This is a genomic window from Streptomyces kanasensis, from assembly GCF_043077165.1.
GTDB classification, from domain to species: Bacteria; Actinomycetota; Actinomycetes; order Streptomycetales; family Streptomycetaceae; genus Streptomyces; species Streptomyces changanensis.
Genome location: NZ_JBIBSF010000011.1, coordinates 214,878 through 229,228, shown reverse-complemented (window position 1 = coordinate 229,228; position 14,351 = coordinate 214,878). Strand labels below are relative to the sequence as shown.

9 protein-coding genes are annotated in these 14,351 nt (G+C 70.9%); 2 read left to right on the top strand and 7 right to left on the bottom strand.

The features are described 5' to 3' along the window. Positions 1–570: 570 nt before the first annotated feature. From ACF053_RS25945 to ACF053_RS25925, 5 genes are all read right to left on the bottom strand, one after another. Positions 571–2,847: an FG-GAP repeat domain-containing protein gene (locus ACF053_RS25945; RefSeq protein ID WP_391956177.1), complete on the bottom strand. Its 2,277-nt coding sequence runs from the start codon at positions 2,845–2,847 to the stop codon at positions 571–573. A gap of 118 nt (positions 2,848–2,965) precedes the next feature. Continuing rightward, positions 2,966–3,175, bottom strand: coding sequence for a hypothetical protein (locus ACF053_RS25940; RefSeq protein ID WP_391956176.1), 210 nt, complete (start codon positions 3,173–3,175; stop codon positions 2,966–2,968). Between the two features lie 221 nt (positions 3,176–3,396). Further along, the gene (locus ACF053_RS25935) at positions 3,397–3,993 is read right to left on the bottom strand and encodes a dienelactone hydrolase family protein (protein WP_391956175.1); all 597 of its coding nucleotides are present in this window, start codon (positions 3,991–3,993) and stop codon (positions 3,397–3,399) included. 944 nt (positions 3,994–4,937) lie between these two features. Beyond that, positions 4,938–7,490, bottom strand: a complete 2,553-nt coding sequence (locus ACF053_RS25930) for a DUF4332 domain-containing protein (protein WP_391956174.1) — start codon at positions 7,488–7,490, stop codon at positions 4,938–4,940. Between the two features lie 636 nt (positions 7,491–8,126). Further along, a complete protein-coding gene (locus ACF053_RS25925; RefSeq protein ID WP_391956173.1) occupies positions 8,127–9,080 on the bottom strand; it encodes an SMP-30/gluconolactonase/LRE family protein in 954 nt (317 codons plus the stop codon). A gap of 110 nt (positions 9,081–9,190) precedes the next feature. Here ACF053_RS25925 and ACF053_RS25920 point away from each other — a divergent pair, with 110 nt between their 5' ends. Next, positions 9,191–9,667 (top strand): Lrp/AsnC family transcriptional regulator, encoded by a 477-nt coding sequence (locus ACF053_RS25920; protein WP_391956172.1) that lies wholly within the window; start codon positions 9,191–9,193, stop codon positions 9,665–9,667. 339 nt (positions 9,668–10,006) lie between these two features. Here the strand turns inward: ACF053_RS25920 and ACF053_RS25915 are convergent, their stop codons facing one another. Beyond that, positions 10,007–10,978: an arabinan endo-1,5-alpha-L-arabinosidase gene (locus tag ACF053_RS25915; protein ID WP_391956235.1), complete on the bottom strand. Its 972-nt coding sequence runs from the start codon at positions 10,976–10,978 to the stop codon at positions 10,007–10,009. Positions 10,979–11,474: 496 nt separating this feature from the next. Between ACF053_RS25915 and ACF053_RS25910 the strand changes: the two genes are divergently transcribed. Then, positions 11,475–11,675: a hypothetical protein gene (locus ACF053_RS25910; protein WP_391956171.1), complete on the top strand. Its 201-nt coding sequence runs from the start codon at positions 11,475–11,477 to the stop codon at positions 11,673–11,675. A 1,867-nt stretch (positions 11,676–13,542) separates the two neighbouring features. Here ACF053_RS25910 and ACF053_RS25905 read toward each other — a convergent pair. Beyond that, positions 13,543–14,040: a peptidylprolyl isomerase gene (locus ACF053_RS25905; protein WP_391956170.1), complete on the bottom strand. Its 498-nt coding sequence runs from the start codon at positions 14,038–14,040 to the stop codon at positions 13,543–13,545. Positions 14,041–14,351 lie beyond the last annotated feature (311 nt).

Genomic DNA, 14,351 nt, shown 5'->3' with positions numbered 1-14,351 from the left:
GGTACGTGCGCAGGTCGGCGCCCGCATCCGTCGACCGACGGGCGGGTGTGGCCGTCGACAACCGCCTGCACGATCTGTTCGTCCGGGCCCGCCCGGTGGGGTCGGCCGCGCAGCGCGTGGGCGAGGTGGCGGCGGACTTCGAAGAGCCAGGTGGTGGCGCGTGCACGCACCGCGCCTCACGTACACCTCGGTGACGGGGCGGCGGCGTGCGACCGGGGAGCGGGGTGGTGAGGCGGTGGCGGCCCGGGCGGTGCAGGCAGACGTCCGGGCCCGGAGCGTGCGGTGGCAGCACGGAGCGGCGCGGCGGGACGCCCGGCACGGCGGGATCCGGGGATCGGCAACTCGGCGGCGCGCGGCCGGGAAGCCGGTGGCTCACGGCAAGCGGGCGGGCGCCGGGGCAGGAAGCCGGTCCCCCGCGGCACCTGGGGAGGGCGGATGCGGGCTGCTGCTCGTATCCGCCCTCCCCGGCGCCCGGGTCGCCGCCACGGACCGCCGCGGCGAAGGGACCGTCCCGGCGACCGCGCCCGACATCCTCTCCAGGACAGGGTCACCGGATGGAGGTCGACGTCGTCAGAGAACCGAGTCGACGGGTGCCGAGTTCCAGAGCAGGTTGCCCGGGGCAGCGGCCTTGAACGGGGCCGCCGTGTCGCCGGTGCCCGCGTAGAACTTGGCGCCCGAGGTTCCGACCGCGTAGAGATCGCCCCGCCCGTCGCGGTCGGCGTCGCCGATGCCGACGAGGTGGGTGAAGACGCCCCAGCCCGCGCCGATCCTGGTACGCGGCGCGAAGGTGCCGTCGCCCTTGCCCTCGTACAGCCACAGGACACCGGCCTTGTCGCGGGCGACGAGGTCTCCGGCGGATGTACCGGTGATGTTGCCGGTGGCGGTGAGCTGGTTGTAGATCCCCCAGCCCGAGTCGATCTTCTTACGGGACGCGAACGGCGCGCTCGCGCTGCCCGTGCCCCTGTAGAACCACACGTCGCCGGCGGCGTCGGTCGCGAGGAGGTCGGACCTCCCGTCGCCGTCGAGGTCGCTGCCGCCGGTCATGCCGGGGTAGATCTGCCAGCCGACGCCGATCTTCGTACGGGCGGCGAAGTTGCCGTTTCCGTTGCCCTGGTAGAGCCAGAGCACGCCGTCCTTGTCACGGGCGACGAGGTCGCCGGCCGGGCTGCCGGCGATGTTCCCGACGGCCTCCAGCTGGTTGTAGATCTGCCAGCCGCCGCCGACCTTCACCCGCCCCGTCGAGTACGGCTGCGGCGCGGACGCCACCTTGGCCGAGTCGTCGCGCCACAGCACGCCCGCGGCGTCACGGGAGAGCAGGTCCGGTGTGCTGTTGTCCGTGTAGTCGTGCAGGCCGGCCGTGCGGGCGACCTTGAAGGTACCGGTCTGCGCGACGCCCGGACCGATGCCGTTGAGCGGGGAGGCGGTGAAGTCCCAGGCGTAGTCGCCGCTGGGCGCGAACTCCTTCATGCCGTCGGCGTTGGGGAGCATCCCGTCCCAGCGGAAGTCGACGGACCCCTTGCCCTCGAAGGTCGCCGCCTGCCCGAAGTCGTGCCGCACGCTGCGGCCCGTGGCGACATGACGTATCGTCACCGAGCCCTGGGCGTTGGTCCGGGAGAGCACCCAGCGGAGCAGGGCCTGACCGTTGTCCTTGTCGAGGTCGACGACCTGGGGAGTCGCCGCGGAGTCCAGCGTGAGCGCGGTCGGCTCGCCGGTGCTCGCGATGAGCGTGGCGGTGGGCTTGCCGTCCGCCCCGAGTGCGATCCGGTAGACCCCCTCGCCGTGGGCGACCGTACCGCCGCGCACCAGGAGCGCGCCGTCGGCGGTGGGGACGGTGGACGAAGCGTGGTCGAGGAGCTTGACCGTGGATCCGTCGACGAGGTTGACGGCACTGAGCGCGAAGCGCGGGGACGCCTCGGTCGCGGCGGCCCCGCCCGGAGCCGCGTACGTCACCCAGTCGCCCAGGACGCCGATGTGCGGGCGGACGGAGTTGCCCAGGTCGGCCGCTTCCACGGCCGGCGTGCTCCCCGAACCGTCGCGGGTGGCGTGCATGAGCTTGGCATGGGCGGACGTCGGTGCGTCGACCCAGACCCAGCGGTCCCCGGAGAGGGCCGTGTCGGTGTCGTACGCGGACACGCCCACCTCCCGCTTCTCGACGACGGTGGCGGTGGCGACGTCCACGACGGCGAGGTAGGAGCGGTCGGTGTCGGCATCCGCCGAGACGTACCGGACGAGCGCCGAGTCGTCCGACAGGGCCTCCACGCTCTGGACCCTCGAGTTCGGCCCGAGGCCGGTCACCTGCCGGTCGCTGCCCGCCTGGTTCCCCTCGCCGATCAGACGGAGCCCGCCCACCTTGCTCTGGCTGTCCCAGGACGAGAAGACGAGCGTCCTGCCGACCACGCCCTTCCAGGAGAGCCGGGTGTCGGTCTGGTCGACGACCGCGGGGTCGCTGCCCGGCGACGACATGTCATGGAGCAGGTAGCGGGTCGTGCCGTCCTCCTTGGCGACGACGGTGTCGGAACCGCCGCCGCGGTACCCGCTGTACCACTCCGGGAGCGTCGTGGTGGTGCCGTCGACGGTACTGGTCCAGCGGTAGTACGTGTGGTCCCACCGGCGCTCCACCGACAGGAACCCGGTCGGGCCGACGCTGAGGATCTGGTCCGTGCGGGGGATGGCGATCACGCCGTCGACGCTCGCCCGTGCGTCGGCGGATCCGGCGGCCGCGGCGACGGCAGCGGTGGGCGTCGCGGCGAGCGCGGGCACCGTCACCAGGCCCGCACCGACGGTCACGGCCACTACGGTGGAGACGGCCGCGACGAGCTGCTGTCGGGCGGGACGAACATGGTTCAAAACGGGGTTCCTCTCAAGCTACCGGGCGCACACCAGGAGCTGCGCGCCCAATCAGACTCTTGATCACATCAGAAGGTTGTACCGGGTGGCGATGTCGTCGGGCTGATGGAGGTGGCGCTCAGGCGAAGTGGTCGTACCGGCGTTCGGAGCCGTCGACGGACACACCGGCCTGCTCGCGCGTGCGGAAGGGGGCCCGCCGGTCGCCCGTGCTGCTCCTGGTGCTCTGCCTCAGCGCGATCTGCGCAGCGATCGTCCACGTCGTGGCCGTGTGCCGGGCGGACCGGACGGACAACCGTCGTCGTGGTGCGGGCGCTGCGGGAAGCGCCACGGGTGGCCCCCGGGGCGCTGCCGGGTCTGCGGTGGCGCGGCGGATACGGCTCCGCCCCGGTCGGCGGCCTTGTGGGCCCCGGATGGTCGGCCGTCATGTCGCTGACCGGAAGCCCGAGGTCCTGGCAGCGTCTCCCCCATCATGAGCGCGACGCGGGCTCGAGCAGTATCGGTGACTTCGTCTTCGGCCCCATGCGAGCGGCCGCCCCGCCGCCGACCGGATCAGGTTGTCGAAACCCCCTGTTCGACGCGGTCGAGGAAATCGAGCACCCGGCGGTGAACCTGTACGGCGGACTGTTCGTCGTAGGACGGGAGGCTGCTGTCGGTGAACAGGTGCCTGTCACCCGGGTAGAGGAACAGCTCGGCATCGGCACCCGTCCTGACGACCTCGCGGGCGGCGTCCACGTCCCCCTCCCCGGCGAAGAACGGATCCGCGTGCATGCCGTGAATCTGGACCGGGACACCCCGGGGCCAGGCGCTGCCGAACTCCGAGAGCGGGACGCATGCCTCGAGCAGCAGCGCGCCCGTGGCGCCGGGGCGGGTCTGAGCCAGCTTCTGCGCCGGCAGAACGCCGAGTGAGAACCCGACGTAGACGAGTGCCGCGGGCAGCCCCTGGGCGGCGGCGGTTCCACGCTCGGTGAACGTGTCGAACCCGACGTTCCCGGCGTAGTCGATGCCTTCGTCGAGGCTCTCGAACACCTGCCCCTCGTACAGGTCCGGGGCGTGGACGGTGTGTCCGGCCCGTCGCAGGTTCTCGGCGAACTCGCGGACGCCTGCGGTCAGCCCGTGTCCATGGTGGAAGACCAGCACCTCGGCCATGTTGCTCCCCCTCGCTCTGCGGTACCCGAGCGGCGCCGCGGCACGAGTATGGCCCGCAGCACTGACATCCGCGGGCCCGGCCGTACAGGATCAGGTCCGGTGAGTGGCCGCCTCGGCACGCCGGCGCCCGGCCGGCGTCCAGGATCGCGACCACGCAGACGTCCAGGGCGGAGGTAGTGGCGCTCGGGCGGACCCCGGGCGGCGGCGGCATGGTCGCCGCACGCAGAAGCGGCACGGCAGAAGGCGGGCGCGCGGCGCCGGAAACCGGCGGGCTGGCCGACAGGTTCGGTGCTAGGAGATTCACGACGCAGTGGAGGTTCTCCGTGCCGTAGAGGGTGAGCATGGAGCCGAGGTCGGCGGCCTGACGGTCGACGGCGTAGGGTGCCCAATCGAAAGATTGCGGCAGCCATGGCTCCGTATCGGTGCCCATGCCGCATCCCTACGAGGGGGCGTCGGCCGCGGTCCGTCGCGGCGATCCGTCGGCCCTGCCGCGACGCGCCGGCAACGAGCCATTGAACGAGCCATTGTCAGGCAGCCGAACGGCGACCTTGTCGAGCGGTGCGGCCTGGCAGCGGCGGGACCCGAACGGCGGGCCGCGCGCGGGCGACCGGACGACGGCGGGCAGCAGCCCCATCGGCGGGCGGCGGTCTCGAGGCGGCGGAGCCACGGCCGCCAGAACGGCGGCCACCAACCGGGCCCCGCGCGGCGGCGACCTGGCTGCGGTGGACGGCGGCGCGCGGCGATGGACGGACGATGACTTCGGGACCGGCGAGACTGGCCCGAGGTCGGACCGGCGGAGAGGCGGCGCGGCGGCCGGGCGCGCAAGCCGATGGCGGCGGGCAGGGCACGGTGGCCAGCCGGACGGCCGCCGGCCGGCAAGGTCCGGGACCTGTCCGCCGGGCAAGCTGTGCGCATGGCGGGTCGCGATTGTCCGGCCCGCCAGGTCAGCGCCTTCCGGCGGCCAGCCAGCCGTTCGGGCGCTCGATGCCCTTCAGACCTGACGTTCCCTCCGTCTCGGCCAACTTCTTCAGTCGATTAACGAGTTCCTCCCTGCCCTCCCGGATTTCTTTCTTCAATCGTGACGGCGAATCGATCCCGGTTCTCAGCAGCAAGTTGAGCATCCTCGGATCACCCAGGTCCGGATGGACCTTCGCCAAGAGGGCGATCTGACGGATCCGGTCGACCAGAAGTGAGGAGATCCCGAGGTAGGTCGCGAGCTCTGCGCGTCCTTTCGATCTGTTGGTGCGGCGAATGATCTCCTCGGGTTGACTGAGGCCCGCCGAGTCGAGCTTCTCGGCCACACCAGCGAAGTCCGGAGCAGTGAACGTCTGCAGCTTCAAGAACTCAGCGGGCGGTGTGGTGCCCGCCAGCGACTGGAATTCCGCCTCGCCCCGGAGCAGGGCCAGGCTGGGATCTTTGATGGCCAGCTCTACATCCCGCGAGGTGGGCAGTCCCACCCGCAGGTGCTGCACCGCGTGATCGACGTGGAGCGCCTTGTCGGTCAACTTTGGCGCGTGCGGCTGCTCCGCCCTGCTGTCTGATAGCAATGCACACTCGAAGCACGCGTTCTCATACGCGAGCCGGGGCGACTGGAAGTGAGTGGGATGAGGCGGATGACTTGGTTCGGTCGCAGGTTTCTTTTTCGGCGGCGACAAGGCATCGATGGCGCCGCGGAAAGCGCCTGCAAGTGGCCTGGCGCGATCGGCGAGCTGGGCAACCGGTGAGTTCTGATCACCGGAGGGCTTGCAGGCAGTTTCCAGCCGGCTGAGAGAATCGCTTGCGTGATCGAGCAGGCCGGTGTCGGTGTAGCCGCTTTGTGCATGCATGTTCAGCCACTGGGCGGTGTTGCGGTAGTGGCCGCGGATGCGCAGGGCGCGCGCGACATCGGTGCTGGGCAGGTCCTCCAGCAGCTTATCGGTGGCCTCGGTGATCTGGCGAGCCAGAGGGCTGTCGAACGAGGTGGAGTCCTGGTGGGCCCAAAGATATTCCAGGCGCGCCAGCTTGTTTCCAGGATCTTCGTTGACCGCCCGCCCCAACATGGGGACCCGTTGATCCGGAGCGTCGATGAGTGACTCGCTGCTCGCGATGACCTGGAGAGTGACGCTCCTCCAGTTCCGCGCACCGAGGAGACCGGGCCGGAGCACGGGATGCGATTGACTGAGCCGAACAAGAATGATCGCAGCGGCACCCGTGAGCAGCTGAGCGCGAAGTCGACTTTCTGCCTTTTCATCCTCGATTACGGGAAGACCGAGATCCAGGCGACTAAAAATCAGACTTTCCGCATGCCGGCCGTTCCTGTTGAGGGTCACGGCAATCCGGTTCGCGTCCATGGAGGTGACCCGAGCCCGCCAAGTGCGGTCAGGACGCAGCGAGAAGAACAGCCGAGAAACTGTGCTCGCAACCTTTCCGGCTGGTAGGGCGCTCAGATCTTCCGTGCGGATATTCGACAGCGATGTGATCGCAGGAACAGCGTTCAATTCCTGCCGTCTTTCCATGCCGAGAGTTCGCAACCGTGCCAGCAGGTAATCAGTGGCAGCTGCGTCCGCCTCTCCCGCCTCCGTTTGCACCTCCACCTGCAGCCGGAGACTTTGTCCGAGCGCGGTGGCCGTCAGCAAGACACCGAAGCAACTCAGAACGACATACACGGCCCCAAGACTCTCGTACGACTCGGAGAACACTGCCATCAAGGCCGGCAGACCAGCGATGCTGGTGACAGCGAGGCAAACCAGCAAGGGACACCAGTCGGCCCATACCCTTCTGCGTGACTGCCCTGCCCTGGCAGCCACCCAGGCGACCGTCGCCACCACTGACAGCAGGAGCAGGAGGATGACCAGTACCGCCAGAGCAAGTAGGAGGTGGGAGGCGGTGAACGGCTTGAACATCACATACACCGGCAGCATCACTCCGCAGCCGACAAGCAAAATACCCCCGAGCATTCCGATTGCAATGCGGGCTGCTCGGGGCCACTCGACCGACGGCGACCTGACCACCAAGCGGGCGAACAGGCCGCTCAGCGCTCCAAGGATGACGACGCCGACCGCTCCCGCAGCGACCAACTGGAGCAGTGGCACCAGCCAGTCGCGGTAATAGGCATCCCAGTCGCCTTTTTCCGTCGATAGCCCCTTGGGGAAGCCGGCAAGAGCAGCGGCATTGTCTCTCTCCAGGGCCAAGGCAGCCTCGAAGGCCGTCACCGCCTTGTGCTCATTCCCTGCGTCGTGCGCCTTCAGGCCCTCCTTCACCTTGGCCGCTGCCGCTGCCCGGCGCGCGTCGATCAGCTGGAGATTCTCGGCCATGCAAGGGACCGGGGCTTCATCCGGAAGACGCTTGAACAGCGCCCGGGCCTCCGTCAGGTATCCCGCTTCGATGAGCTGGGCTGCCTCAGCGCAAACTCGGCCAGGATTGGGCTCCGCGACCGCCTGAACCGGAGCGACAAGGACAGCACTGAAGCCCACCAATAGAAGTTTCAGGGGAGAAAGGGAAACCTTCCGAATCCACATCGCGACACCTCGATCGGCGGGCACCCCGTGCTCCGCGACCATAAATCGCGGCGCTACCCCCGCACCACCACAGTGGTCTGACTGGCTCACCGCGTTCTGCCGACAGAGGGACAAGAGGTCGAAGCCTCCCGGATCCCAGGAATGTCACCCGGATCCGCTGCCAGCCGGATGATGCCTCAACCTCCGACGCCACCGCCGCACGATGCCGGCCGGGTTGCCGGCCTGGAGGTTCCCGCACGGACTCATAACAGTCTGCCGACGCTCCGGCATCCGACTCGCCAGCCCAAGCACCGCGGGCGACCAGGAGCAGCCCCGGGAGTTCGGGCGGACCGATCGCCACCCCAGCCGCGCCTCCTTATGCATCGGCATAGCGGATCGCGCGCTCCTCGCCACCTTCATCCGCCACCTGGCACTCGGGCGCCGGCGCGGCGGACTGACCAACCACCGCGTTTGCGACAGACACGGCCGCCCCCTGGCCTTCCTCGTCAACCCCGGCCACCGCGAGGATTACGTCCGGGCCGAGTCGTCATCGCCAGCGTCCGCGTCAGCCCGCCGGGGTGAGGAAGGCCCGGGACCCGGCCGTTCCCCCAGGGCGTGCGCCCTTTGACGGCTGTGCCCGTCCGCCGGCCGCGTGTCTCAGCGCGCCGGAAGCCAGGGCCTGCGCCCGGGTCCTGTCGGATGTGTCCCCGTGACGCCCATGAGCAGTGAGTAGAGGCTGGTCTCCGCCGTGATGAACAGACGGTTCCGCTTGGCGGCGCCCCAGGAGATGTTGGACACCGCTCCCGGCACGTTCAACCGGCCGATCAGTGTGCCGTCAGGGTCGTAGCAGTGCACGCCGTCCGCCATCGCGGCGGCCCAGAGCCGGCCGTCATCGTCGAAGCGAAGGTTGTCGAAGCGGGCCGCCGTACGGGCTCCGGTCGCCGCGAAGACGTTGCCGTCCGACAGCGTGCCGTCCTCCCGGACGTCGAAGACCCGGATGAACCCGGCCCCGGTATCGGAGACGTACAACTGCCGTTCGTCGGGCGAGAAGACGAGGCCGTTCGGCGCGCCGAAGCCGTCGGCGACCAGGCTCACCCGGCCGGTGACCGGGTCGATTCGGTACACGTTGTTGGCACCGATCTCGCTCTCCGCACGGTAGCCCTCGTAGTCGCTGGTGATCCCGAAGTCCGGGTCGGAGAACCAGATCGACCCGTCGGACTTCACCGTCGCGTCGTTCGGGCTGTTCAGGCGCTTTCCCTGCCAGCGGTCGGCCAGCACGGTGATGGTGCCGTCGTGCTCGGTACGCGTCACCCGGCGGTTTCCCTGCTCGCAGGTGACGAGCCGTCCCTCGAGGTCCAGGGTGTTGCCGTTCGTGTGCCCGGCGGAGCGGCGGAAGACGCTGACGGAACCCGTCTCCTCGTCCCAGCGCAGCATCCGGTCGTTGGGAATGTCGCTCCAGATCAGCTGCCGCCAGGCGGGCAGGTAGACCGGCCCCTCGGCCCAGCGGCAGCCGGTGTACAGGACCTCGAGGCCCTCGTCACCGTTCATGCACTGGCCGGTACGGAACCGGTCGTCGAAGCTCTCGTACAGCGCGGGGCTCTCACCGGACATCGGATGTCCTTCCGTCCAACAAATGGCGATTGTGGAGAATCTGGTTCGACTCAAGTGCGAGACTGCAGGATGTCATATGGTTCACACAAGGCCACGCCGAACGGAGAGTTGTGGATCACATCGATCGGATCCTGCTGACGCAGCTTCAGCAGGACGCCACCCAGTCGTACGCCGCGCTGGGCCGGGCCGCCGGCCTGTCCGCCGGTGCCGCCCACGAGCGGGTCAGGAAGCTGCGGGAACGGGGGGTCATCCGACGCACGATGGCCGAGGTGGACCCGTCGGCGGTCGGGTGCGGCGTCCTGGCCTACGTGATGGTCGAGTCGACGTCATGGATGGGGGATTCGGCGGAGAGCTTCGCCGCACTCCCCGAGATCATGGAGGCACACGTCATCGCGGGCAGCGCGTCGGTGCTGGTGAAGGTGAGAACCGCGACCACCGAGCAGCTCCAGGACGTACTGCGCAGGATCTACGCGATCGACGGCGTCAGCGGGACGCAGGCGACGGTCGTCCTGGAGACCTTCTTCGAGCGACCGGTCTCCGCACACCCCACCGATCCGCAGGACGTCTCCCCGCAGAGGGCCGGCTGAGCGGCACCTGGCCCGGCCCGCCCGGCGGCGCGGCGGTGGACGAGAGACCCCGGGGGCTGCCGGACGGGGCAACACGGCCCCCGCCCAGGGGAACGGCCGGACGCGGTGGCCGAGCCGGGAACGCGGCACGACAACGCGCCGGACAAGGCTGCCGAGCGGCGCGTCGAGTAAAGGGGGACGACCGTACGACCCGCCCGGCCCCGGTGCCGACACGGCGCGCGTACGACGGCCCCGGCCGCAGATCCATCTCTGTGGCCGGGGCCGATCCCCGCGGGCACGGGGAGCAGCACACAGGCGGTCCCCACGTCGGACCGCCGTCTCCTCGCGGCCGAGCGCCGGTCAGTAGGCGGTGGGCCAACCGCCGCTCCAGTTCAGCAGGTTGACCCCGAGCTTCGGAGCACCCTTGTCCTTGCCGTCGTAGTAGTGGTAGACGAGCAGGTCCTTGCCGCCGTCGGGCATGATGTCCTGCCCACCGGGGCCGATCACGGATCCGTGTGACGCCATGACCACGGTGCCACCGTCGTTGGTCATCGCGACGCCCTTGCGGTCGTAGTACGGCCCGGTGGGCTTGGTCGCCCGGCCGACCTTGATCTTGTAGGTCGAGGCGGTGCCGCTGCAGCAGGTGTCGTACGAGGCGAAGAGGTAGTAGTACCCGTTCCGCTTGACCACGGTCGGCCCCTCCACCGCCCTCGGCGCCTTGGAGCGGGAGGCGAGCGAATGACGGGTCTTGTCCCCCGCGTGCTGCTTGCCGGTCCGCGGGTCGAGGCGGATCATCTTGATCCCGCTCCAGTGGGAGCCGAACGCGAGCCACCACTTGCCGTCGTCGTCGACGAACAGGTCGGGGTCGATGGCGTTGTAGTCGTTGCCGGCCGTGGAGGAGTAGACGATGCCCTGGTCCTTCCAGCTGCCCGGTTTGCCGGTCGTGGAGGTGGCGAGGGCGATGGCGGAGGTGTTGGAGTGGAACTTGGAGACGGAGTAGTACATCAGGTACCGGCCGCCGTGGTGGGAGAGGTCGGGAGCCCACGGGTCGTTTTCGGCCGAGTAGCGCGACCACCAAGCGGGAGGCTTCGAGAAGGCGTCGCCCTTGCGGCCGAAGGCGACGCGGTCGGTGGAGGTGCGGACCTCCAGGTTCCCGTGGGTGGAGTGGAGCAGGTAGCGCCCGTCGGGCGCGCGGAACATGGTCGGGTCGTGGACGACGACGTCACCGGTGACCCGCCCGGGACCGGGATAGGCGGACGCGCTCGACGGCGCCGCCGCGGCCTTCGGTTGTGCCTCCTCTCCGAACACCCCGAAAGCCGTGCCGTAGGCCATGGCCCCCGCCGCGGCCAGCGCCAGCGGGATCCCTGCCAGCAGGACCGTCTTCCTTCGGCGGTGCCGCGCCTTGCCGCGGCCGTGCAGCTCTGTCATGCGTGTGTACCCATCTGTCCGTATGTGGGGGGCGCCCGTGAGGAACGGGCTGCTCGACAGTTGCCGCAGGATCGAGAACGGTTGCCGTCCCGTCGAAATACCTGCCTGCAGCCGCTGCCCCGGGCACAGGGGAGACGGTCGGTCCCCGGCCGCCCGGCGCCGCAGCTCCCGCCGGTTCGGGTGATCAGAGGCGTCCGGCGCGGACGGCCTGCCATGCTCGGCGGGAGGGGTCATGCGACGTCACAGGATCGACGGACGTTGCGGAGGTCCCCGGCTTTCGGGTATGACGGGGCCACCCTGGAGAACGGCGTGAATCCCCTCCAGGACCGCGTCGCCACCGGCAATCCCGTGCAGGCGAAAAGGCACCGTGGAGGGGCACCGGGCCGTGCATGATGGACGCGTGCCGAGCTACGTGCCCTCCCCGGATGAAGTGACCGCCGCGATGACCGAGAACGGTGGGTGGACGAAGAAGCAACTCGCGGAGTGGGGCATTCCGTTTCCGCCGCCGCAGGGGTGGCGGCGGCACCTGGAGGCGAAGTGGCGCGGTGAGGACGTCGCCGACCTGCCCCGGCAGGAGCCCGACCAGGACGCCCTCTTCTGACCCGCCGGCCCGCAGCTGCCCCCGGGCTGTCACCGTTCTCCGGCCACCGACTTCCCCGGCGCGCAGGCCCGGAGTGCCGCGAGATCCCGAGAGGTGGTCCGGGGTGCTGGGGGGGCGGTCGGCCGCGGCTTGGTCCTCCCACGGAGCCCCTCCATGCCGGAGGCCCCGGGCGGGAACGCCCGGGGCCTCCTCGTACGGGCAAGCGTGCCTCAGCGGCGCAGGGGCCCGCGACGCCCGGGACGGTGCCGGTCGCGGGAACCGTCCCCAGCGGGCGACGGCCTGCTCAGCGGGCGATGTTGCTGCTGTCCCAGACTCGCGTGGGGTTGGCGAACCCGGTTCCGGTGCCGGCGAACCGCCACAGGCGGTGCGGTGGATGCCGTCCGTCTGCTGACCGTTGTCGTAGAGAACGGTGAGGTCGGTCCTGCCATCGCCGTTGCAGTCACCGGTCACGGGCTTGGACGCGTCCCCGTTCCACGGTCCCGGCCCGGCGGCGAGGTTGTCCCAGGGCCTGACCGGGTTGTCCGTGCTCGTGGCGGTGCTGGAGAACGTCCACAGGGCGGTGTGGTTGGCGCCGCCCGCGGCGGGCGGGTAGGTGTGGAGCACGGCGGTGTCGGCCTTGCCCCGTCGAAGTCGCCCGCGAGTTCCTGGGAGGCGTCGGCGCTCTCGCCGGCCTGGCCCCAGCGCGCGCCCGTCGTCAGGGCGGTCCACGCGCCGAGCCCGTCGACCCGGGTGTCGATCGCGCCGGTGCGGGTCTCGGCCCCGGGTCGGCTCCGAAGCAGCCGCCCTGCCAGGAGCGGCTGTTGATGCCGACCAGTTCGAACCGGCCGTCTCGCTGGCGCAGCAGGGGCCACCGGTGTCGCCCTTGCAGATGGCGTCCCCCGCCGTCTTGCCGGTGAGGTCGATGGTGGTGTCCGCCACCCCGTCCACGTGGAAGGTGGCGGTGTGGAGCCGGAGCGGGTCCCATTCCGTCTTGGTCCGGCCGAATCGCGCCGCGATGAGGGTTTCGCCGGCGGTGGCCGGGGTGGTGGCCACGGGCACGGGGGTGACCCCGGTCGCGGGGGCCGCCAGGCGGGCCAGTACCACCCCGTCGGCAGCGGCAGGTCCGCGCGGGCGGATCCGGTACGGAACGACAGCACCGGCCCGGGCGGACCAGCGGGGCGGCTCCGGCCGTGGCGGCGTCCTGGCGACGACTCGTGCAGACGGTGGGCGGGTGGTGGCCGGTCTCTCGCCGAACGCCAGGACGCGGACAGTCGGGGACGTGACGGTCGGCCGGACGAGCGCGCGGGTGCGGGTAGGCGGGCCTGGCCCGCGCGTCGGGCTGGGCGGGCTGGGAGCGACGGAAACGGGCGGGGGCCGGGCCGGTGACCGTCGTCCGCCCGGAGCAGCACGCGCGGCTGCTCTCCCACCGGACGACGGGTGCGAAGGCGGCGGGGTGTCACGGGACGGAAACCGGGCCGTCGACCGCCCGTCAGGCGGGCGGCCCTCGACTCGGCGCCCGCGACCGAGGGCTCGTGGGCGACCGGCGCGCGCCCGCAGGAACGTCCGGCCCGGCAGGTCTGGGGAATCCGGGGAGCCGGGGAGCCCAAGGGGCGGGGGGCGGGCCCGCGTACGGGATGACGGGCGGCCGGTGGTGCGGCCACCCGGGGCGGGCCGGGGTGCCGGACGACGGGCGGCGGGGGCCGGGGTGCCGGACGACGGGCGGCGGGGGCCGGCCGGAGCCGTTCGTCGGGCCGCTCGCCCCCGCCAACGGCCCTCGGCCCCGTCGCCCCGCCGGCGCGGGACGGCGCGCCGGCCGGCGGTGTGGCATCGCTCACCGCGCCCGCCGAGCCTGGGATCGGCTGGGCGCGGTGATGCCGGGACTTCGTCGTTACTCGCCCACGACACCCGAGGAAGCGATGACGATCTTCGCCCGGGTGGCACCGGAGGACGAGCCCAGCGACTCGATCCTCGTCACCAGGTCCTGGCCCTCGACGACCTCGCCGAAGACCACGTGCTTGCCGTCCAGCCACGGCGTGAGCACCGTGGTGATGAAGAACTGGGAGCCGTTGGTGTTCCGGCCGGCGTTCGCCATGGACAGCAGGAACGGCTTGTCGTGCTTGAGTGTGAAGTTCTCGTCGGCGAACGTCTCGCCGTAGATGCTCTTGCCGCCGGTCCCGTCGCCCCGGGTGAAGTCGCCGCCCTGGAGCATGAAGTCGGGGATGACCCGGTGGAAGCCCGAGCCCTCGTAGCCGAAGCCGTGCTCGCCGGTGGCCAGCTCACGGAAGTTCCGGGTCGTCTTGGGGACGACGTCGTCGTACAGCTTGAAGACGATCCGGCCCGCGGCGTCGCCGTCGATGGTGATGTCAAAGAAAACGTTGGTGGACATAAGGAGGATCCTGCCAGGCTCTGGTGTGTGTCGTGCACGCGGACCCGCCCCAGGGGCGGAACGGGAGCAGACCGGCGCCGGGCGGGAACGGGTGGGCGCCGGGCCCCGGGTCGCCGGGAGCCGGCACGCGGACCGGGCGACGTGCGGGCGGGCACCCGGCCGTGAGCCGGGCCCGGCGGGGCGCCGGGGGCGGGCGGGGCCCGCCCCGCCCGGTGAAGGCGCGCGTCCGGCGGGGGGCGCGGCCCGACGAGGCGGGTGGACCGGTCGCGGGACGACGGCGTGCGGCGTGGCGGCGGGCCGGCTCCGGCGGC